Source organism: Streptomyces sp. NPDC006283 (assembly GCF_040613325.1).
Lineage (GTDB): Bacteria > Actinomycetota > Actinomycetes > Streptomycetales > Streptomycetaceae > Streptomyces.
In genome coordinates, this window is the sequence record NZ_JBEXRZ010000123.1 from 1 (window position 1) to 20772 (window position 20772).

General features: G+C 70.5%; 12 protein-coding genes and 1 pseudogene. 10 read left to right on the forward strand and 3 right to left on the reverse strand.

The annotated features are described in order from the left end of the window. The first annotated feature begins 142 nt into the window (after positions 1–142). From ABZ070_RS23410 to ABZ070_RS23430, 5 genes are all read left to right on the forward strand, one after another. On the forward strand, positions 143–1984 hold the full coding sequence (locus tag ABZ070_RS23410) for an ABC transporter ATP-binding protein (protein ID WP_356636907.1): 1842 nt from the start codon (positions 143–145) through the stop codon (positions 1982–1984). A gap of 373 nt (positions 1985–2357) precedes the next feature. Continuing rightward, positions 2358–4382: a M4 family metallopeptidase gene (locus ABZ070_RS23415; RefSeq protein WP_356636884.1), complete on the forward strand. Its 2025-nt coding sequence runs from the start codon at positions 2358–2360 to the stop codon at positions 4380–4382. A 174-nt stretch (positions 4383–4556) separates the two neighbouring features. After that, on the forward strand, positions 4557–5279 hold the full coding sequence (locus tag ABZ070_RS23420) for a response regulator transcription factor (RefSeq protein WP_356636886.1): 723 nt from the start codon (positions 4557–4559) through the stop codon (positions 5277–5279). 177 nt (positions 5280–5456) lie between these two features. Beyond that, positions 5457–6194 (forward strand): Clp protease N-terminal domain-containing protein, encoded by a 738-nt coding sequence (locus tag ABZ070_RS23425; protein WP_356636888.1) that lies wholly within the window; start codon positions 5457–5459, stop codon positions 6192–6194. A gap of 61 nt (positions 6195–6255) precedes the next feature. After that, complete coding sequence (locus tag ABZ070_RS23430; RefSeq protein ID WP_356636890.1) at positions 6256–7803, forward strand: histidine kinase; 1548 nt, start codon at positions 6256–6258, stop codon at positions 7801–7803. A gap of 24 nt (positions 7804–7827) precedes the next feature. Here ABZ070_RS23430 and ABZ070_RS23435 read toward each other — a convergent pair whose 3' ends face one another. Continuing rightward, a complete protein-coding gene (locus ABZ070_RS23435; RefSeq protein WP_356636892.1) occupies positions 7828–9273 on the reverse strand; it encodes an NCS2 family permease in 1446 nt (481 codons plus the stop codon). Positions 9274–9547: 274 nt separating this feature from the next. Between ABZ070_RS23435 and ABZ070_RS23440 the strand changes: the two genes are divergently transcribed. Continuing rightward, complete coding sequence (locus ABZ070_RS23440; RefSeq protein WP_356636894.1) at positions 9548–10225, forward strand: helix-turn-helix transcriptional regulator; 678 nt, start codon at positions 9548–9550, stop codon at positions 10223–10225. Between the two features lie 11 nt (positions 10226–10236). Beyond that, positions 10237–10551 (forward strand): annotated as a pseudogene (locus ABZ070_RS23445) (YciI family protein); the annotation flags it as partial. Between the two features lie 129 nt (positions 10552–10680). Here the strand turns inward: ABZ070_RS23445 and ABZ070_RS23450 are convergent. After that, positions 10681–11934, reverse strand: a complete 1254-nt coding sequence (locus ABZ070_RS23450; RefSeq protein WP_356636896.1) for an alginate lyase family protein — start codon at positions 11932–11934, stop codon at positions 10681–10683. 217 nt (positions 11935–12151) lie between these two features. After that, the gene (glgP, locus tag ABZ070_RS23455) at positions 12152–14824 is read right to left on the reverse strand and encodes an alpha-glucan family phosphorylase (protein ID WP_356636898.1); all 2673 of its coding nucleotides are present in this window, start codon (positions 14822–14824) and stop codon (positions 12152–12154) included. A 477-nt stretch (positions 14825–15301) separates the two neighbouring features. Between glgP and ABZ070_RS23460 the strand changes: the two genes are divergently transcribed. The 3 genes from ABZ070_RS23460 (at position 15302) to ABZ070_RS23470 (ending at position 20565) form a co-directional block, all read left to right on the forward strand. Next, entirely contained in the window at positions 15302–17299 is a 1998-nt protein-coding gene (locus tag ABZ070_RS23460) for an alpha-1,4-glucan--maltose-1-phosphate maltosyltransferase (RefSeq protein WP_356636900.1), read from the forward strand. Beyond that, positions 17296–19014, forward strand: a complete 1719-nt coding sequence (gene treS / locus ABZ070_RS23465) for a maltose alpha-D-glucosyltransferase (RefSeq protein ID WP_356636903.1) — start codon at positions 17296–17298, stop codon at positions 19012–19014. The genes ABZ070_RS23460 and treS overlap by 4 nt, the downstream gene beginning before the upstream one ends. 177 nt (positions 19015–19191) lie before the next feature. Next, complete coding sequence (locus ABZ070_RS23470; protein WP_356636905.1) at positions 19192–20565, forward strand: maltokinase; 1374 nt, start codon at positions 19192–19194, stop codon at positions 20563–20565. Positions 20566–20772: the final 207 nt, after the last annotated feature.

Here is a 20772-nt window from a genome sequence, read left to right on the forward strand (position 1 = left end):
ACTGCTGCCGGGCCGGCTGCTGCCGCAGACCGACCGGGTGACCCGGCTAGCGCTGGTGGCCGCAGAGGCGGCGATCGAGGACGCGGGCATCGACCCGCCCGCTCCCGACCCCCTTCTGCCCGTCGCCGAGGCCGGCTCGGCCGTGCTCCTCGGTCCGGACGCGCCCTCAGAAGGCCGTGCTGCCGCGGACGACGACCCGTTCGACCGGGACGCCCTGCCCGCCCCCGACGGCGCGACCGGGGCGCTGCTGCGCTCCCTCCTCGCGCCTCGCCGTGCCCGTGTCGCGCTCGCCGCGGTGCTGCTCCTCCTCCAGCAGGCGGCCGTGCAGGCCGGCCCGTTGCTCGTCGCGTACGCCATCGACCACGGCGTGCCGGCGTTCCGCGGCCACGACTACGGGCCCCTGGTCGCCGTGGGCCTCGGGTACGCGTTCTGCGCGGTCGCCGCGGGAGCGCTGCAGTACGCGTTCATCCGTGCCTCCGCCCGTGTGAACCAGGACGTGCTGCTGGATCTGCGCGGCCGTATCTTCCGTCACGCGCAGGCGCTGAGCGTCGACTTCCACGAGCGGTACACCTCCGGCCGGCTGATCTCCCGTTCGACGACCGATGTCGAGTCGCTGCGCGAGCTGCTGAGCGAGGGGCTGCAGGAGCTGATCGGCGTCGTGCTCGCCTTCGTGTACATCTCGGCGATGCTGCTCTGGCTCGATGTCGGGATCGGCGGGACGGCCGTCCTGTCGTTCGTCCCGCTCTACCTGCTGGTCCGGCTCTACCAGCGGCGTGCCAAGGCCGTGTTCATGAACCGCTCGACGGCGATCGCGGCGGTCATCGTGAAGTTCGCGGAGACGATGAACGGCATCAGGCCGGTGCGTGCCTTCCGGCGCGAGCGCGCCAACGACGCGGAGTTCAAGGTGCTCAACCACCGCCACGAGCGCAGCAACGGTGACGCGCTGCTGGAGATGGCCCGCTATGTGGTGGGCTCCCGGCTCGTCGCCAACACGGCCGTCGCGGTGATGGTCCTGTGGGGCGCGTACCGGGTGGCGCAGGGGACGCTGGCGCTGGGCGTACTGGCGGCGGCCGTGCTGTACCTGCGGCGGTTGTACGACCCGATCGACCGGCTCGGAATGTTCCTCAACTCCTACCAGTCGGCGGCCGCGTCGCTGGAGAAGATCGCGGGTCTGCTGGCTCAGCGGCCGACGGTGCCCGAGGCGCGCGAGCCGCGCGAGCTGCCGGTACGGACCCACGGCAGCCCGGGCCGGGAGGTCGTGTTCGAGCAGGTCTCCTTCGCCTACCGAACGGGCGGGGAGGTGCTGCCCCGCTTCGACCTGATGATCCCGGCCGGTCAGACCGTCGCCGTCGTCGGGTCGACGGGCGCCGGCAAGTCCACACTGGCCAAGCTGCTGGCACGCTTCTACGACCCCACCGAGGGCCGGGTGCTGCTCGACGGCACCGATCTGCGTGATCTGGCGGTGCCCGAGCTGCGCCGTGGGGTGGTGATGGTGACCCAGGAGGCGTTCCTGTTCTCGGGCACGGTGGCGGAGAACATCGCGATCGGACGGCCGGACGCGTCCCGTACGGACGTCGAGCAGGCCGCCAAGGCGATCGGGGCGCACGATTTCATCGCCGCCCTGCCCGACGGCTACGACACGGACGTCCGCAAGCGCGGCGGGCGGATCTCGGCGGGCCAGCGGCAGTTGGTGGCGTTCGCCCGTGCCCTGCTCGCCGACCCGGCGGTGCTGATCCTGGACGAGGCGACGAGTTCGCTGGACATCCCGGGCGAACGGGCGGTGCAGCGGGCGATGGACACCGTGCTCCGGGGCCGCACGGCAGTGGTGATCGCGCACCGCTTGTCGACGGTCGAGATCGCGGACCGGGTCCTGGTGATGGAGCACGGGCGGATCGTCGAGGACGGCGCGCCGGGCGAACTGATCGACGGGCAGGGGCGTTTCGCGGGACTGCACCGCGCGTGGCGGGACAGCCTGGTGGGCTGAGTCCGACCGGTAGGGAATGAGCCACACCCGGGGCGGCCGAGGGAACCGGAAGGCCGGCCTCGGTGTGGCTCGGGTTCACAGATGCAGACTTTCCGGTGAACTGCCGCTCGCTTTCCGGGCAGCCCCGGACGAATACCGGAGCCCGTGGCGGCAACGATCCGCGAAACGTCCGCTTAACGAACATGACCTATCGGGCAACGGACGAATTCCGGCCAACTTCTTGTCGCGCTCCTGACAGAACAGCTTCTCTGCTGCCAGTCTTCCCCCGATCCACGCACCACTGCTCCGCATGCATCCACGCACCACAGCTCCGCATGCTCTGCCCGGCCGACCCACCCAGCCGACCGGTACCCCCCTCGCAGAAGGAGTCCGCGTGAGACCCACGCATCGCCGGCGCGCCACCGCGACCGGAGCCCTCATCGCAACCGCCGCGCTCCTCGCGGTCGGCTTCCAGACCGGAACCTCCGTCGCCGCCCAGCCCGAGGCCCCCGCCGCGGCGAAGGCGGGCAAGGCCGATCCCGGCGCCCTGCCCAAGAGCCTGACGCCCGCCCAGCGGGCGGAACTGATACGCGAAGCGTCCGCGACGACAGCCGCCACCGCGAAGGAACTCGGACTGACGGCCAAGGAGAAGCTGGTCGTCCGGGACGTCACGCAGGACCGCGACGGCACGACGCACACGCGCTACGAGCGGACCTACGAAGGGCTGCCGGTCCTCGGCGGCGACCTCGTGGTCGCCGAGTCCGCGTCGGGCGCGACCGAGGCGGTCACCAAGGCCTCCCGCGCCGCGCTGAAGAACATCGACACCAGCGCCGACGTCGCGCCGGCCACGGCCGAGAAGCAGGCCCTCGGGGCCGCCAAGGCCGAGGGCTCGAAGTCGACCAAGGCGGAGCGGGCGCCCCGCAAGGTCGTCTGGATGGGAACGGGCAGCCCCACCCTCGCCTACGAGACCGTGGTCGGCGGTCTCCAGCACGACGGGACCCCGAACGAGCTGCACGTGGTCACCGACGCCGCCACCGGCGAGAAGCTCTTCGAGTGGCAGGCCGTCCACAACGGCACCGGCAACACCCAGTACAGCGGCCAGGTCACCCTCGGCACGGCCCCGTCGTACACGCTCACCGACACCACCCGCGGCAACCACAAGACGAACAACCTGAACCGCGGCACGTCGGGCACCGGCACGCTCTTCTCCGGCCCGGACGACATCTGGGGCAACGGCTCGCCGTCCAACGCCGAGACCGCCGGCGCCGACGCCCACTACGGAGCGGCCCTCACCTGGGACTACTACAAGAACGTGCACGGCCGCAGCGGCATCCGCGGCGACGGCGTCGGCGCGTACTCCCGCGTCCACTACGGCAACAACTACGTCAACGCGTTCTGGCAGGACAGCTGCTTCTGCATGACGTACGGCGACGGCTCGGGCAACAGCAAGCCGCTGACGTCCATCGACGTGGCCGCACACGAGATGACGCACGGCGTCACCTCCAACACCGCGGGCCTCATCTACAGCGGAGAGTCCGGCGGCCTCAACGAGGCGACCAGCGACATCTTCGCCGCGGCCGTCGAGTTCCACGCGAACAACTCCCAGGACGTCGGCGACTACCTCGTCGGCGAGAAGATCGACATCCGGGGCAACGGCACGCCGCTGCGCTACATGGACAAGCCCAGCAAGGACGGCTCGTCCAAGGACTACTGGTACGCAGGCATCGGCAACGTCGACGTCCACTACTCCTCGGGCCCGGCGAACCACTGGTACTACCTGCTCTCCGAGGGCAGCGGCGCCAAGACCATCAACGGAGTCAACTACGACTCGCCGACGTCCGACGGTCTGCCGGTCACCGGCATCGGCCGCGAGAAGGCCTCGCTGATCTGGTACAAGGCGCTCACCACCAAGTTCAACTCCCGCACCGACTACGCGGGCGCCCGCACCGGCACCCTCGCCGTCGCGACCGAGCTCTACGGAGCGTCCAGCGCCGAGGTCAAGTCCGTCACCGACGCCTGGGCCGGCATCAACGTCGGCTCCCGCCCCGGCGGACCGGACCCCGACCCGGGCACGGTCTTCGAGAACACCGCTGACGTGTCCATCCCGGACTCTCCGGGTGCGGCCGTGACCTCCTCGGTCAACGTCACCGGCCGCACGGGCAACGCCCCGGCCGCCCTGAAGGTCGGCGTGGACATCGTGCACACCTGGCGCGGTGACCTGGTCATCGACCTGCTCGCCCCGGACGGCACCGCGTACCGCCTGAAGAACTCCAGCGGCTCCGACTCGGCGGACAACGTCAACGAGACCTACACGGTCAACGCCTCGAGCGAGACCGCCAACGGCACCTGGAAGCTGCGGGTGCAGGACGTGGCCCGCTACGACACGGGCTACATCAACAGCGTGAAGCTCACCTTCTGACCCACTGAGCCGCGCGAACTGTCGCACCACTCATGAACTGGGGCGCTGCCCAGGGACGCCGCAAAGGCTCCCGGGCAGCGCCCTTCCACGTTCCCGGCGTTGGCACCGACGCCTTGACAGGACCGCCGGGACCGACGGCGCCGAACGGACCGGGACGATGTCTAGGCTGGCCGCATGACCGAGCCCGACACCGAGCACCACGCTCCCGTCCGCGTCCTGCTGGCCGACGACGAGGCCCTGATGCGGGCCGGCATCAGGGCGATCCTGGCCGCCGATCCGGGCATCGAAGTGGTCGCGGAGGCAGGTGACGGGCGTGAGGCCGTCGAACTCGCCCTGCGGCACAGACCGGACGTCGCGCTGCTGGACATCCGGATGCCGCGGCTCGACGGACTCGGCGCGTCCGAGGAGCTGCGCCGGGCGCTGCCCGGTACGGCCGTCGTCGTGCTCACCACGTTCTCGGAGGACGAGTACGTCGAGCGGGCGCTGGCCGCCGGAGTGGACGGGTTCCTGCTGAAGTCCGGCGATCCGCGCGAGCTCCTCGCCGGGGTGGCGGCGGCCGCCCGGGGCGCCGCCTGCCTCTCCCCCGACATCGCGCGGCGGGTGATCGACCGGCTCGACACCGGCCGGATGTCGCGAGCCACGGAGGCGAAGGCCGCGCTGGAGCCGCTGACCGGCCGGGAGCGGGAGGTGGTGGCGCTCGTCGGGGCCGGCCTTTCCAACGCGGAGATCGCGGCGCGTCTGTTTGTCGTGGAGGGCACCGTAAAGGCCCATGTCAGCGCCGTGCTCGGGCGACTGGGGCTCAGGAACCGGGTGCAGCTGGCGATCCTGGCGTACGAGGCGGGTGAGCACGGCGGGGGCCGGCAGGTTCAACGCCCCGGCGAGGTGGGGCGGCGTTGACGCCGGATGCCGCTGCCCGCGGCTCAGGGGATCCGGACCCCGGAAGCCGAACCCCAAGCGCACGGCTTCGCAGCCCCGGACGCCGGAGACACCGGGCGACGACGGCGAGGCTTCACCGACACCAAGAGCGACAACCAAAGGTTGACGATGACCCGGTCGTCAACCTAAGGTTGTCGCATGACAGATCCAGTCCGCATGACTCATCCCGTCCGGCTCGACGATCTGATCGACGCCATCAAGAAGGCGCACAGCGACGCGCTGGACCAGCTCTCCGACGCGGTCATCGCCGCCGATCACCTCGGCGACATCGCCGACCACCTCATCGGCCACTTCGTGGACCAGGCGCGGCGGTCCGGCGCGTCCTGGACCGACATCGGCCGTTCCATGGGCGTTTCCAAGCAGGCCGTCCAGAAGCGTTTTGTCACCAAGGAGTCCGCCCTGCCCCTCGACCTCGACCCGGCCCAGGGCTTCGGCCGCTTCACCCCCCGGGCGCGGAACGTGGTCATGGCCGCCCAGAACGAGGCCCGCTCCGCCCAGAACGCCCAGGTGGGCCCGGAGCACCTCGCGCTCGGCCTGCTCGCCGAGCCCGAGGGCCTCGCGGCCGACGCGGTCACCGCCCAGGGCGTGACCCTCGACATGGTCCGCGGCTCCGCGACCACGGCGCTGCCCGCCCCGTCCGAGGAACTGCCCGAGGTCATCCCGTACGACGCGAGGGCCCGCAAGGCGCTGGAGCTCACCTTCCGCGAGGCACTGCGGCTCGGCCACAACTACATCGGCACGGAGCACATCCTGCTGGCCCTGCTGGAGGCGGAGAACGGCACGGGCCCCCTGTCCGGGCTCGGCCTGACCAAGGACGCCACCGAGCAGCACATCACCGAGAAGCTCGCGCCCTTCTTCAACGCGCAACAGCAGTGAGGGGGCCTGCCCCCACTTCCGTCAAGGGCCTGAGCCGCGGGCCGTTTGGCAAGGTGGGGGCATGCGAGCGACACGGATCCGGGAGCATCTCACCGACCTGGCCCTGTGGGCCGTCCTGGCCGGCTCCGTAGCCCTCACGTCCGATCCGAACGACGGCGGCTCGTGGTGGCAGGTGGGGGTCGGGGTCCTGCTGACCGGCGTCGCCGTACTGCTGTGCCGCACATGGCCGTTGGCATCGCTGTGCGTCGTGGTCGCCCTCGGCGCCCGGCAGAGCCTGGAACTGCTCACCCCCTCGTACGCGGTGGCGATGGCCGCCTTCGGCTATCTCGCCGGACGCCGTACGGCAACGGCCCGGCCGGCCCTGATCACCTTCACCGGCATCACCGCCGCCGGCCTGGCCCTCTCCCTCCTCCTCTCCGACCTCTGGACCTGGTTCGCCCAGCTCGCCACGCTGCTGTTCGCCGTCGTGGTGCCGTGGCTGCTGGGCCGCTATGTGCGCCAGTACGCCCAGCTGGTCGCCACCGGCTGGCAGTTGGCCGACCGGATGGAGCGCGAGCAGCAGGCGGTGGCCGACCGGGAGCGGCTGCGTGAGCGGTCCCGGATCGCCGGGGACATGCACGACTCGCTCGGCCACGAGCTTTCGCTGATCGCGGTACGGGCCGCCGCCCTCGAAGTCGACCCGGGTCTGGACGAGCGCCGGCAGGCAGCGGCGGGAGAGCTGCGCCGGGCCGCCGCGGACGCCACCGCCCGGCTGCGGGACATCATCGGCGTGCTGCGCGCGGAGGAGGCCGCCCCGACCGCGCCCGTTGGGGAGACGGTCACCGTCCTGGTGGACCGGGCCCGCGACTCCGGCATGACGGTCGACTTCACGCACGAGGGCGCACCGACCGCCCTGCCGCCGATGACGGACCGGGCGGTGCACCGCGTGGTCCAGGAGTCGCTCACGAACGCCGCCAAACACGCGCCGGGCGCCGCAGTCCGCGTACGGATCGTGCACGACGCCGCAGCGGTGCTGGTCAGTGTGTCCAACCCGCCGGGCAGGCCGGGCCCGTTCCTCCCCTCCGGCGGCACGGGGCTGGTGGGCCTGGACGAGCGGGTCCGGCTGGCGGGCGGCACCCTCACGCACGGACGGGCCGACGACGGCGGATTCGCCGTGCACGCCCGCCTGCCTCTGACCGCCGAGGCCGTGACGCCGTCGGCCCCGGCATCGCCCGCCTCCGCACGGGAACTGGACCTGGCCCGCCGGCGGGTGCGGCGCGGGCTGGTCCAGGCGATCGCGGTACCGGTGACGGTGGCCGCCGTCCTCGGCATCCTGATCCTCGCGTTCCGGATGTACAGCGAGACCCGCACCGTCATGGACCGGGAACAGTACGACCGCATCCGGGTCGGCGACCCCCGCGCGGACGTCCTGACCCGTCTCCCGCGCCTCTCCCTCGACGGCGCACCCGCCGGGGTCGACCCCGAGCCGCCGGACGCGGGCGACTGCGAGTACTACCGCGCCCTCACGCACGAGTCGTCACCCGCGTACCGGCTGTGCTTCAAGGACGGCCGCCTCGCCTCCAAGGCGATCGTGACCGATGTCGACAACGAGGAGAACCGGCCTCGGTGACCCCGGCCGGGCCTCGCCGCGGGACTACTTGATGCCGAGGAGCTGCTCCAGCGGGTCGATGGCGAAGTAGACGAGGAAGAGCGCCGCGGTGCCCCAGAGCAGCCAGTGCACCTCACGGGCCTTGCCCAGGCACGCCTTGATGACCACGTAGGCGATGAAGCCGGCGCCGATGCCGTTGGTGATGGAGTAGGTGAAGGGCATGACGACGATGGTCAGGAACGCGGGGACGGCGACCTCGTAGCGGTCCCAGTCGATGTGCTTGACCTGGGTCATCATCAGGAATCCGACCGCGACGAGGGCCGGAGCCGCGGCCTGGAGCGGCACGATCGTCAGGACGGGGGCGATGAACAGGGCCAGAGCGAACAGGCCGCCGGTGACGAGGTTGGCGAATCCGGTCCGCGCGCCTTCACCGACGCCGGCGGCGGACTCGATGTAGGTGGTGGCGGACGAGGAGGACGAGGCGCCACCCGCGACGGCGGCCGCACCGTCGATGAGCAGCACACGGCCCAGGTCGGGGACCTGACCCCGCTCGTCGAGGAGTCCGGCTTCGGCGGTTACGCCGACGACGGTGCCCATGGTGTCGAAGAAGTCGGACAGGATCAGGGTGAAGACGAGCAGGACGACCGTCAGCACACCGACCTGACCGAACGAGCCGAACAGGTCGAAGTTGCCCAGCAGCCCGAAGTCGGGGGCGGCGAAGGCCTTGTCGGGCAGGGCGGGCGACGTCAGGCCCCAGGACTTCACGTCGGCGACCGCGTTGACGACAAGCGCGACGAGGGTCATCACGACGATGCTGATGAGGATGGCGCCCCTGACCTTGCGGGCGAGCAGAACGATGGTCAGGAGAACGCCGAGGCAGAAGACGAACATGGGCCAGCCGGTGAGGGCGCCGGTGCCGAGCTGCACGGGCACGGTGGTGTTCGCGGCGTCCGGGATGCGGGTGACGAACCCGGCGTCGACAAAGCCGATGAACGCGATGAACAGGCCGATGCCGACGCTGATGGCTTGTTTGAGTGGCTGCGGAATGGCGTGCATGACGGCCTCGCGCAGACCGGTCACCACCAGTACGCAGATCAGGAGGCCTTCGAGCACGATGAGGCCCATCGCGTCGTCCCAGCTCATCAGGGGGGCGACCTGGAAGGCGACAACGGCGTTGATACCCAGGCCCGCTGCCAGGGCGAGCGGCAGGTTGCCGCCCACGCCCATGATCACGGTCATGACCGCGGCCACCAGCGCCGTGGCGGTCACCAGCTGGCCGGCATCCAACTGGTCACCGAACTTGTCCTTCGCACTGCTCAGGATGATCGGATTGAGCACGAGGATGTACGCCATGGTGAAGAACGTGGCGAACCCACCGCGTATCTCCCTGGCGTACGTCGAGCCTCGTTCGGTGATGCGGAAGAACCGGTCGAGCGGGCCGCCGGTTCCGGCGGGCGGCGCATCGGCCGGAGTGGTCGCGCTGTTCTGCATGACGGCGTCTCCTGAGCCTGCAATGTGAAGGGGGAAGCTGGACGGCGCCTTGGCAAGCGCGTTCACAACCGTTGTGCGAACACACATGCGGCACCTCGCGAGCGGATAATACGTGGCATGAGGTGATCTAGAACCGCCTTGGAACGAACGGGGATTGACGGATTCCAACCGCCCCTGTCGTTTCCTACGAAATCGCCGACGACCTATCCCGCATACCGGGATGCAGCCGACAGTTACCGTGGAGTAGCGGCGAGTAACCGCCTACTCTCGCCCCGTGCTTGAACCCCTGCCCTTCAACGCGCGCGCCGCCCGGACCCTGCGCGAGAAACTCGGGATGGCGCCCGGCCACGTCGCCTACGGCATGCGCGCCTCCTTCGGCATGGCCCACATCACCCCCGAGCACGTCACCGCGTGGGAGCAAGGCGTCGCCCTGCCGACCGCGGAGGAGCTCACCGCTCTCGCCGGCGCGCTGTGGTGCGCGCCCGGCGAACTCATGGGGCGCCCCCGCACCTTGCGCGAACACCGCCTCGCCCGCGGCATCCCCGCCGAGGACGTGGCACGCGGTACCGGCCTCACGCTCGCGGCCTACCACCGCATGGAAGAGACCGGCGAATGGACCGGCGACAAGCGGCAGTCCGCCGCGCTCGGCGACGTTCTCGGCCTCCCCGCACGGGACTTCATCGCCATCACCGGCCTCGAGGACGAACTCGCCCGCCTCCTCACCGAAGCCGTCTCCACCCGCTGGCAGGCCCACGTCCGCGCCATCGCCAAGCTCGTCTCCATGGACCGCCGCGACCTGCAGGACCCCTTGCGTTCCATGCAGCAGGAGTACCAGCTCCTCATGGCCGCCACCCTCAGCCGAGCCGGCGGCACCACGGCCTCCGGCGAGGCCGGGCGACGCTATGTCGACGAGATCGTCTACCACTTCTGGGCCCGGCTCCCGGACCACTGAGCGGGCACGCGATGTCCCGCGGCCCGACATTTCCCGGCGACGGTCACGCGCCCACCGGCAGCGTGCCCATCCTCGACCTGCCGGACCCCGCCGCCGCCCGCGCGTTCGCCTTCGGCGAGCCCGGCTACCAGGCAGGCGTGTACCGCGACGTGCGCCCGATTAGGACGAGTTGATCGCGTACGGGCCGCTGCTGTCCGACGGCGGCGCGACCTGGCTGGGTAGCGGCACTGGTACGGGCGCCGGACCCGGACACGGCGCGCGCCGTCCTGACTCCGGACCGGTACGCCGACATCGAGGTCCACGACTGGGAGTTCGGCGGTCGGTGAGAAGCGGGGGCCGGGCCGGGTCCTCGGCGTACCGGAGGTGCGGGCCGGCAGGCCCGTACCGGAGGTGCGGGCCGGCAGGCGCTCCCGCTTCGTGAGCCGGGAAGAGGACGGGGCCGAAACAGGAGTCCCCTAGCTCGGGTTGCCCGCGTGCGTCAGTGTCTCCCACGCGACGAACAGGTTGTTCGTGCCGGCCGGGCGCTGCTGTTCGGTCAGGCGCCGGGTGTTGGTCATGGCGTGGCCCATGCGACCCGCCAGAGCGTTGTAGCCGACCTCGGTGATCGGGCCGAGCTTGTCCTTGAGGCTGCCGCCGCACAGGTTGCCGGGCACCGGCTCCGCGCCGAGCTGGTACTTGGCGTGCAGTCCGAGCGTGTGGCGCAACCGGTCGGCGATCTCCGGGTAGAGGTCCTGGCCCTGGATGCGGCTGGTCTCCGCGATGTGGGAGATGGCGGAGAAGCCGTAGCCCGCGTGGGTCAGGTCGCGGCAGGTCTCCTGGCTGAGCCCGTTCCAGGCGAAGGTCGACTGCCCCTGCCAGTACCGGACCAACTCGTCGCGGGTGTCGAGCCCCGAGCCGGGCGCTGCCTTGGGCAGGGAGCCGTCGCTGGTCAGGTAGATGTACGCGGGGACACGTCCGCGGAACTTGGCGACGGCCTTGTCGTAGGCGGCGCGGTCCTCGAGGAAGACCGCGATGCCGATCGCGGCCTCCGTCATGCTCAGCTCCCAGTTGCCGTTGGAGTGCGAGCCGTTCGTCACCTCGGGCAGGTAGACGTTGCGCAGCATGGTCGCGAAGCGTCCGGAGTTCGGCCAGCCGCCCGTGTACGTGTACTTGATGATCTCCGCGGCGCGGGGCCACGAGGATCCGGCCCAGCCGGTCTGCAGCGGTGCGTTGCTGTTGGTGTGGTCCCTGATGACGGCCGACCAGGCGTCCATCAGCTCGATCGACTTCTTGGCGTACCGGCTGTCGCCCGTGATGTACCAGGCCAGTGCGGTGGTGTACGCGGCGATCGCGTCCTCGCGCTCGTCGGTGCAGCCGTGGTTGGGGTTGGAGTACGAGCCGCACTCGACGACCGCGCGGGGTTTGGGGGTACGGGAGAGCGAGGCGTACTTGCTCCCCGTCATCTGGTCGTACGCGGCCTTCCAGGGCTGTGCGCCGGCCTGCACCTTGCTTTTGGCGAAGTCGAGCTGGGGGCGGCTGACGAGGACGCCCGGGTGGGTGAAGTCGGCGGGTGCGGCGACGGCGGCGGCCCGGGCGCTCTCGGGCTGCTGCCCCGCGGAGGCGGAGGACATGAGGGCCGCGGCGAGGGCGCCGGCGACGACGGTGGAGAGGGTGGGTACGAGGGCTCTCGGCCGGCTCAGGGCGTGCTTGGGAGTGGATCCGGTGCGCATGGGGGGTGCCTTCCGGTCGTGGGGAGTGAGCACGGCAGCCCCGCCCTTGCATCAACGTCGTTCATCCATATGAACATTGAGTGCGAGCGTGAACACCGTGATGCGTGCAGAAGCTAGAGGCAACCCATGAGCACGTCAAGACAGCGAGTTCACGCCATGAAGGAAGACGCCCCCCGCCCGGACGGCCGGGCAGGGGGCGTGCGACGTGCGGAACCGGTCAGCGCATCAGTACACCGGCGTCCTCGCCGGTGGTCTCCGTCGGCACCGCGACGAGACCCAGGTCCGCGCCCGCCGGGATCAGCCGGTGGGCGGGCAGGATGCGGACCGTGTAGCCGAACGGGCCCGTGCGGTCCAGCGCGAGCGGTCCCTCGTAGACCCAGCGGCCCTCCATGTCCGGGCCGCTCGCCGGCTTCAGCGGGAAGCTCTGGGCGTCGCGGATGGCATCGTCCGAGTCGACCCGGCCCGCGACCACCTGCACCTCCACGTCCTCCGGCTGCAGTTCGCCGAGCGCCGCCTGCACGCGCAGCGTGAGTGTGGAGCCGAGGCCCGCCGTCGCCGAGCCGGCGGCGGCGTCCTGGTCGACGGCCTCCACATGGCCGACGGCCACTTGCCGCCATGCGCCGCGCACCCGGGCCTTCCAGGCCGCCAGCTCCTGCGCACTGGTGGCGTCCAGGGAGCGATGCGCCTGCGCGGCGGGGGCGTAGAGCCGCTCCACGTACTCTCGCACCATGCGGCCGGCGAGCACCTTGGGCCCGAGCGTGGTCAGGGTGCGGCGGACCATCTCGATCCAGCGGTCGGGCAGTCCGCCTGTGCCCCGGTCGTAGAACCGCGGGGCGACCCGGTCCTCGATCAGCGAGTACAGCGCCGCGGCCTCCAGCTCGTCGCGGCGGTCCTCGTCGGTGGAGGCGCCGTCGGCGGTGGGGATGGCCCAGCCGAAGTCGGGCTCGTACCACTCGTCCCACCAGCCGTCGAGGACGGAGAGGTTGAGGGCTCCGTTCAGCGCGGCCTTCATGCCGCTGGTCCCGCACGCCTCGAGAGGACGCAGCGGGTTGTTCAGCCAGACGTCGCAGCCCGGGTAGAGCTTCTTCGCCATCGCCATGCCGTAGTCCGGCAGAAAGACGATGCGGTGGCGCACCCGCGGATCGTCCGCGAACCGCACCAGCTCCCGTACCAGCCGCTTGCCGCCGTCGTCCGCGGGGTGCGCCTTGCCCGCGACGACGATCTGGATCGGCTGGGTGGGGTGCAGCAGCAGCTCCGTCAGCCGTTCCCGGTCGCGCAGCATCAGGGTGAGACGTTTGTACGAGGGCACCCGGCGGGCGAACCCGATGGTGAGCACCCCCGGGTCCAGCACCCCGTCGATCCAGCCGAGTTCGGCCGCGCCCGCGCCGCGCTGACGCCAGGAGGCACGCAGCCGGTCGCGGACCTCGTGGACCAGCTGCTCGCGCAGCGAGCGGCGCAGCTCCCAGATGTCGGCGTCGGAGATGTTGGCGACGGAGTCCCAGCGCTTGGAGCCGCCCACGGACAGGGCGTCCTCCGCCCGGCCGGTGCCGATCTGGCGAGCGCCGAGGCGGAAGACCTCGGGGGCCACCCAGGTGGGTGCGTGCACGCCGTTGGTGACGGAGGTGATGGGCACCTCCGCGGCGTCGAAGCCCGGCCACAGACCGCTGAACATGCTCCGGCTGACGGCCCCGTGGAGCTTGGAGACGCCGTTGGCGCGCTGGGCGAGCCGCAGGCCCATCACGGCCATGTTGAACAGGCCCGGCTCGCCGCCCGGATAGGACTCCATGCCGAGCTGCAGCACCTTGTCGACCGGTACGCCGGGCAGCTCCGCGCCCTCCGCGAAGTGGCGCGCGACCAGCTCGCGGTCGAAGCGGTCGATACCGGCAGGCACGGGGGTGTGGGTGGTGAACACGGTCCCGGCCCGTACCGCCTCCAGAGCGGCGTCGAAGCCGAGACCGGACCCGCCGTGCTCGGGCGGCTCGGCCAGTTCACGGATGCGTTCGAGGCCGAGGAATCCGGCATGGCCCTCGTTGGTGTGGAAGACCTCGGGCGCGGGGCGTCCGGTGAGCCGGCAGTACGCACGGACCGCCCGTACGCCGCCGATGCCGAGCAGCATCTCCTGCAGCAGCCGGTGCTCACTGCCGCCGCCGTACAGCCGGTCGGTGACGTCACGGGCGCCGGGCCCGTTCTCCTCGACGTCGGAGTCGAGCATCAGCAGCGGCACGCGGCCGACCTGGGCGACCCAGATGTGCGCGTGCAACGAGCGGCCGCCGGGCAGGGCGAGGGACACCCTGGCCGGGGCCCCGTCCGCCTCGCGCAGCAGACTCACCGGCAGCTCGTTCGGGTCGAGTACGGGGTAGTGCTCCTGCTGCCAGCCGTCACGGGACAACGACTGGCGGAAGTAGCCGTGCCGGTAGAGCAGTCCGACCCCGATCAGCGGCACGCCGAGATCGCTGGCCGCCTTGAGGTGGTCGCCGGCGAGGATGCCGAGGCCGCCGGAGTACTGCGGCAGGGCGGCGGTGACACCGAACTCGGGCGAGAAGTAGGCGATGGCGGTGGGGAATTCGGGTGCGTCGGGGCCTCCGTGGCCGCTGTTGGCCTGGTACCACCTGCGGCCGTGCAGATAGTCGTCCAGGTCGTCGGCGGCGGCGGCGACTCTGCGCAGAAAGCGACGGTCCTTGGCCAGTTCGGCCATACGGGTGGCCGACACGTTCCCGAGCAGCCGCACGGGGTCGCCCCCGACGGCCTGCCACCCCTCGGGATCGACGGTCTGGAAGAGCTCTCGGGTCTCGGTGTGCCAGGACCAGCGCAGATTGCGCGCGAGTTCGCTGAGCGGACCGAGCGGTTCGGGGAGGACGGGGCGGACGGTGAATCGACGAATGGCCTTCACAAGTTCACCTTCGCAGGGGAGGTACACATCCGAGCGGACGCAGGACGGTGCGTCCTTTTTCCGTCATTTCAGAAAGTATCGGTCCCGGGTCCGTCGGACCACGGCGCACAGGGGTCCGGCGGGCGCACGGGTGTGACCGGCGCGTGAGCGCCCGTCAGGAGGGACAGGTTCCGCCCTCGTGGCGGGCCGGTCTCTTTTCGTGTGTCTTGTGCGACCCCCTACGTCCTAGTAGTTAACACATCACCGGATTGCCCACCCGAAGGGCGTGGGAAGGCTCCTCCGGTACGCAGGCGAGCACCACCCGATCGGCTTCCTTGCCGTCCACCCGAGTGAACGCGGACAGGAGCGGACATGCCCTCAGCCCGCCAGTCACCGACTCAGCAGATACAAATAAAACGCCGTCATATGAGACCCAGCTCGCACAAACGAGGACAATCCGCTCCAGCCAACCTGCCCGCACAGCCCTCAGGTGATGTCGTGAACTCGCTCATCGGTCGCATCCCCGTCCTGGACGTATCCCCACTCGTCGACTGCGGCAGAAGGCCCGCGAAAGCCGTGGCGGGTGAGACCTTCCAGGTCACCGCCACGGTCTTCCGCGAGGGCCATGACGCCGTAGCCGCCAACGTCGTGCTGCACGACCCGAAGGGCCGCCCCGGCCCCTTCACCCCCATGCGGGAACTCGCCCCCGGCACCGACCGGTGGGGCGCGGAGGTCACCCCCGCCACCGAAGGCCTCTGGACGTACACCGTCGAGGCCTGGAGCGATCCCGTAGCCACCTGGCGGCATCACGCCGGCATCAAGATCCCCGCGGGGATCGACACCGAACTGGTCCTGGCCGAGGGTGCCGAGCTCTACGAGCGCGCCGCCGCCAAAGTGCCCAAGAAGGACGGCCGGGAGGCCGTGCTCGCCGCCGTCGACGCGCTGCGCGACACGGCACGGCCCGCCGCGGACCGGCTCGCCGCGGCGCTCGCGCCCGATGCCGACGCGGCGCTTTCGCGTCATCCGCTGCGCGAGCTGGTCAGCGCCTCGCCGGCGCTGCCTCTCCAGGTCGAGCGCAGGCGGGCGCTCTACGGCTCCTGGTACGAGCTCTTCCCGCGCTCGGAGGGCGCCGTCGTCACGGAGGGCGAACCGCCGGTCTCCGGCACCCTCCGCACCGCCGCCGAACGGCTCCCCGCCGTCGCCGCGATGGGCTTCGACGTGGTCTACCTCCCCCCGATCCACCCCATCGGCACCACCCACCGCAAGGGCCGCGACAACTCCCTCGAAGCGGGCCCCCACGACGTCGGCGTGCCCTGGGCGATCGGCTCCGCCTTCGGCGGCCACGACGCCATCCACCCCGACCTCGGCACGCTCGCCGACTTCGACCACTTCGTGACGGCCGCCCGCTCGCTGCGCATGGAGGTCGCGCTCGATTTCGCGCTGCAGTGCTCCCCCGACCACCCGTGGGTGAAGGAGCACCCGGAGTGGTTCCACCACCGGGCCGACGGCACCATCGCGTACGCGGAGAACCCGCCGAAGAAGTACCAGGACATCTACCCGATCGCGTTCGAGGCGGACATGCCCGGCCTGGTCCGGGAGACGGTGCGGGTGCTGCGGTTCTGGATGGGCCACGGCGTACGGATCTTCCGGGTCGACAATCCGCACACCAAACCGGTCGTCTTCTGGGAGAAGGTGATCGCGGAGATCAACGGCAGCGACCCCGATGTCATCTTCCTGGCGGAGGCGTTCACCAGGCCGGCGATGATGCACACCCTGGGCGCGATCGGTTTCCAGCAGTCGTACACCTACTTCACCTGGCGCAACACGAAGCACGAACTCACCGAGTACGTCACGGAGCTCGCCGGCGACGCGGCGTCGTACATGCGGCCGAACTTCTTCGTGAACACCCCCGACATCCTGCACGCCTACCTCCAGGAGGGCGGCCGGCCCGCCTACGAGGTGCGGGCGGTGCTCGCCGCGACCCTGTCGCCCTCCTGGGGTGTGTACGCGGGCTACGAGCTCTGCGAGAACGTGCCGCTCCGGCCCGGCAGCGAGGAGTACCGGCACTCGGAGAAGTACGAACTGCGCCCGCGCGACTGGGAGTCGGCCGAACGCGAGGGCCGTACGATCTCGCCGCTGATCACCTCCCTCAACCGGATCAGGCGCCGCCATCCCGCCCTTCAGCAGCTGCGCGACATCCACTTCCACCATGTCGACAACGACCGGATGATCGCCTACTCCAAACGCTGTGGACCGGACGTCGTCCTGGTCGTGGCGAACCTCGACCCCCACCACACCCAGGAGGCCACGGTCTCGTTGGACATGCCGCAACTCGGTCTCGCAGGGGGCGGGACCGTACCGGTGCGCGACGAGCTCACCGGCGAGACCTATCACTGGGGCAGGGCGAACTATGTGCGCCTCGAGCCGGGCATCGCGCCCGCGCACGTCCTCACCCTGCGACCGTCCCAGCAGACCGGAGGGTCACCCACATCATGATCGTGAATGAGCCCGTCCACGACACGTTCGAGGACACCCCAGCGCGCGACCGCGACCCCGACTGGTTCAAGCGCGCCGTCTTCTACGAGGTCCTGGTCCGCTCCTTCCAGGACAGCAACGGCGACGGCGTGGGCGACCTCAAGGGCATCACCGCCAAACTGGACTATCTGCAGTGGCTGGGCGTGGACTGCCTGTGGCTGCCGCCGTTCTTCAAGTCCCCGCTGCGGGACGGCGGTTACGACGTGGCCGACTACACCTCGGTGCTGCCGGAGTTCGGTGACCTCGCCGACTTCGTCGAGTTCGTCGACGCCGCCCACCAGCGCGGCATGCGCGTCATCATCGACTTCGTCATGAACCACACCAGCGACCAGCACCCGTGGTTCCTCCAGTCGCGCAGCGACCCGGACGGCCCGTACGGCGACTACTACGTCTGGGCCGACGACGACAAGCAGTACCAGGACGCGCGGATCATCTTCGTCGACACCGAGTCGTCGAACTGGACCTTCGACCCTGTGCGCAAGCAGTACTACTGGCACCGCTTCTTCTCCCACCAGCCCGATCTGAACTACGAGAACCCCGCCGTGCAGGAGGAGATCATCTCCGCGCTGCGGTTCTGGCTGGACCTGGGCATCGACGGCTTCCGGCTGGACGCCGTGCCGTACCTGTACCAGGAGGAGGGCACCAACTGCGAGAACCTCCCCCGCACCCACTCCTTCCTGAAGCGGGTGCGCAAGGAGATCGACGCCCACTACCCGGACACCGTGCTGCTCGCGGAGGCCAACCAGTGGCCGGAGGACGTCGTCGACTACTTCGGCGACTACGCGGCCGGCGGCGACGAGTGCCACATGGCCTTCCACTTCCCGGTGATGCCGCGCATCTTCATGGCCGTGCGGCGCGAGTCCCGCTACCCGGTCTCGGAAATCCTGGCCAAGACACCGTCCATCCCCAAGAGCTGTCAGTGGGGGATCTTCCTGCGCAACCACGACGAGCTGACGCTCGAGATGGTCACGGACGAAGAGCGCGACTACATGTACGCCGAGTACGCCAAGGACCCCCGGATGCGCGCCAACATCGGCATCCGGCGGCGGCTCGCACCCCTGCTGGACAACGACCGCAACCAGATCGAGCTGTTCACCGCGCTGCTCCTGTCGCTGCCCGGCTCCCCGATCCTCTACTACGGGGACGAGATCGGGATGGGCGACAACATCTGGCTCGGCGACCGGGACGCGGTCCGCACCCCGATGCAGTGGACCCCGGACCGCAACGCGGGCTTCTCGTCCTGTGACCCGGGGCGCCTGTACCTGCCGACCATCATGGACCCGGTCTACGGCTACCAGGTCACCAATGTCGAGGCGTCGATGTCGTCGCCGTCGTCGCTGCTGCACTGGACCCGGCGGATGATCGAGATCCGTAAGCAGAATCCGGCCTTCGGTCTGGGCTCGTACACGGAACTGCCGTCGTCCAACCCGGCGGTGCTGGCGTTCCTGCGCGAGTACAAGGACGACCTGGTCCTGTGCGTCCACAACTTCTCGCGGTTCGCGCAGCCCACGGAGCTCGATCTGCGGACCTTCAGTGGACGGCATCCGGTGGAACTCATCGGCGGAGTGCGGTTCCCGCCCATCGGTCAATGGCCGTATCTGCTCACCCTCGCAGGTCACGGCTTCTACTGGTTCCGTCTGCGCAAGGACGCGAAGGCCACCGCGCTCTCAGCCTGAGGTGTCCACGAGGGGGACAGAACCCGTCCGAAAGGCGCCCCCTACTCCGGCGGGGCGGTTTCCACCGCCCCGCTTCGGGCACTCCCCCCTCATCCCCGCGCGCCGCCGGACAGCCACAGCTGCAATCCGGGACACTTTGCGCATTCGTGGTGTACCCGGGGAAAGGACGCGATGCCCATGTCGGAGGCTGCATCCACCCGGACTCCGCTCGGCCTGCTCCAGTCGCTCGCCCCCCTGCTGCATCAATGGCTGCCAAAACAGCGCTGGTTCGCGGGCAAGGGGTGCGCGGTCGCCGGTTTCACACCCGTCTCCGCGACGGAACTGCTGCCCCTCACCGGACCGGGTCCAGGACTGCTGCACCTGCTCGTACGGGTGCGCCAGCGGGACATGCCCGCGCGGTCCGCCGACTGCTACCAACTCCTCATCGGCGTACGCGAAACCCTGCCGCCCGCACTGGCCCCCGCGTTGATCGGCCACCTCACCGAAGGCCCGCTCGCCGGACGGACCGTGTACGAAGGAACCCGCGATCCACGGCTCGCCGGACTGCTCCTGGAACGGCTGCGCACCCCGGGGTCGCTCGGGCCGCTGCGCTTCGACCGCTTCGACGGCGCGCCGGCCATCCCCGGTGAGCTGCCCGCCCGGCCGCTGGACGCCGAGCAGTCCAACTCCTCCCTGGTCTACGGCGATGCCTACATCCTCAAACTCTTCCGCCGTATCCATCCCGGCCCCAATCCCGACCTGGAGCTGCCGCTCGCCCTCGCCCGCGCCGGGTGCGAGCGGGTACCCGTGCCCGTCGCCTGGTACGAGACGACCGCGCCGGAACCTTTCACCCTGGGCGTACTTCAGCCCTTCCTGCCCGGCTCGCGCGACGGATGGGTCCTCGCGCTGGAGGCACTGTCCTGCGGCCGGCCCTTCCTCGGCGAGGCCCATGCGCTGGGCCGGGTCACCGCAGAGGTGCACACGGCCCTCGCCGACGCGCTGCCGACCGTGAAACTGAACGGCCCCCGGACCGAGCAGCTCGCCGCCGCGATGGGCGGGCGGCTGGACGCGGCCGCACAGGCGGTGCCCGCGCTCGTGCCGTACGCGCCGCGGCTGCGCTCCGCCTTCGACGCCGTCGCGGCGCTCGGCAGACGCGGACGGACCTGGGCGGCCCAGCGGGTACACGGCGACCTGCATCTCGGTCAGATACTGCGAGGCCCGCAGGACACTCCCTGGTCCGTCATCGACTTCGAGGGCGAGCCGGCCAGACCGCTCACCGAACGATGCAGGCCGCAGCCGGCCGTTCGTGACGTCGCGGGCATGCTCCGCTCGTTCGACTACGCGGCCCGCACGCACCGCCCGTGGAATCCGGCGTGGGCGGAGCGGTGCCGGGACGCCTACTGCGACGGCTACGCCGCGGCCGGCGGCGACGATCCGCGCGAGGAGCCGGAGTTGCTCCGCGCCTACGAGACCGACAAAGCGGTCTACGAGGTCGTCTACGAGGCCAGGCACCGGCCCGACTGGCTGCCGGTGCCGATGGCCGCGATCGAACGGCTCGCCGCGCTCGACTGACTCAGCACCGCTTCCCCCACTGTCGCCACTGCCGCCCTAGGAGGCCGATCCGTGACCGCCCGACGCTCATCCCGTAACCCTTCCGAACCGGATGTGCCGCAGCAGACGACCGAGACGACACCGACCGAGGCGCCGGCCGCCCCGGCGGCCGAGGGCACGGACGCGCAGGCCCCGGCCCGGAAGGCTTCCGGCGCCCGGAAAGCGAAG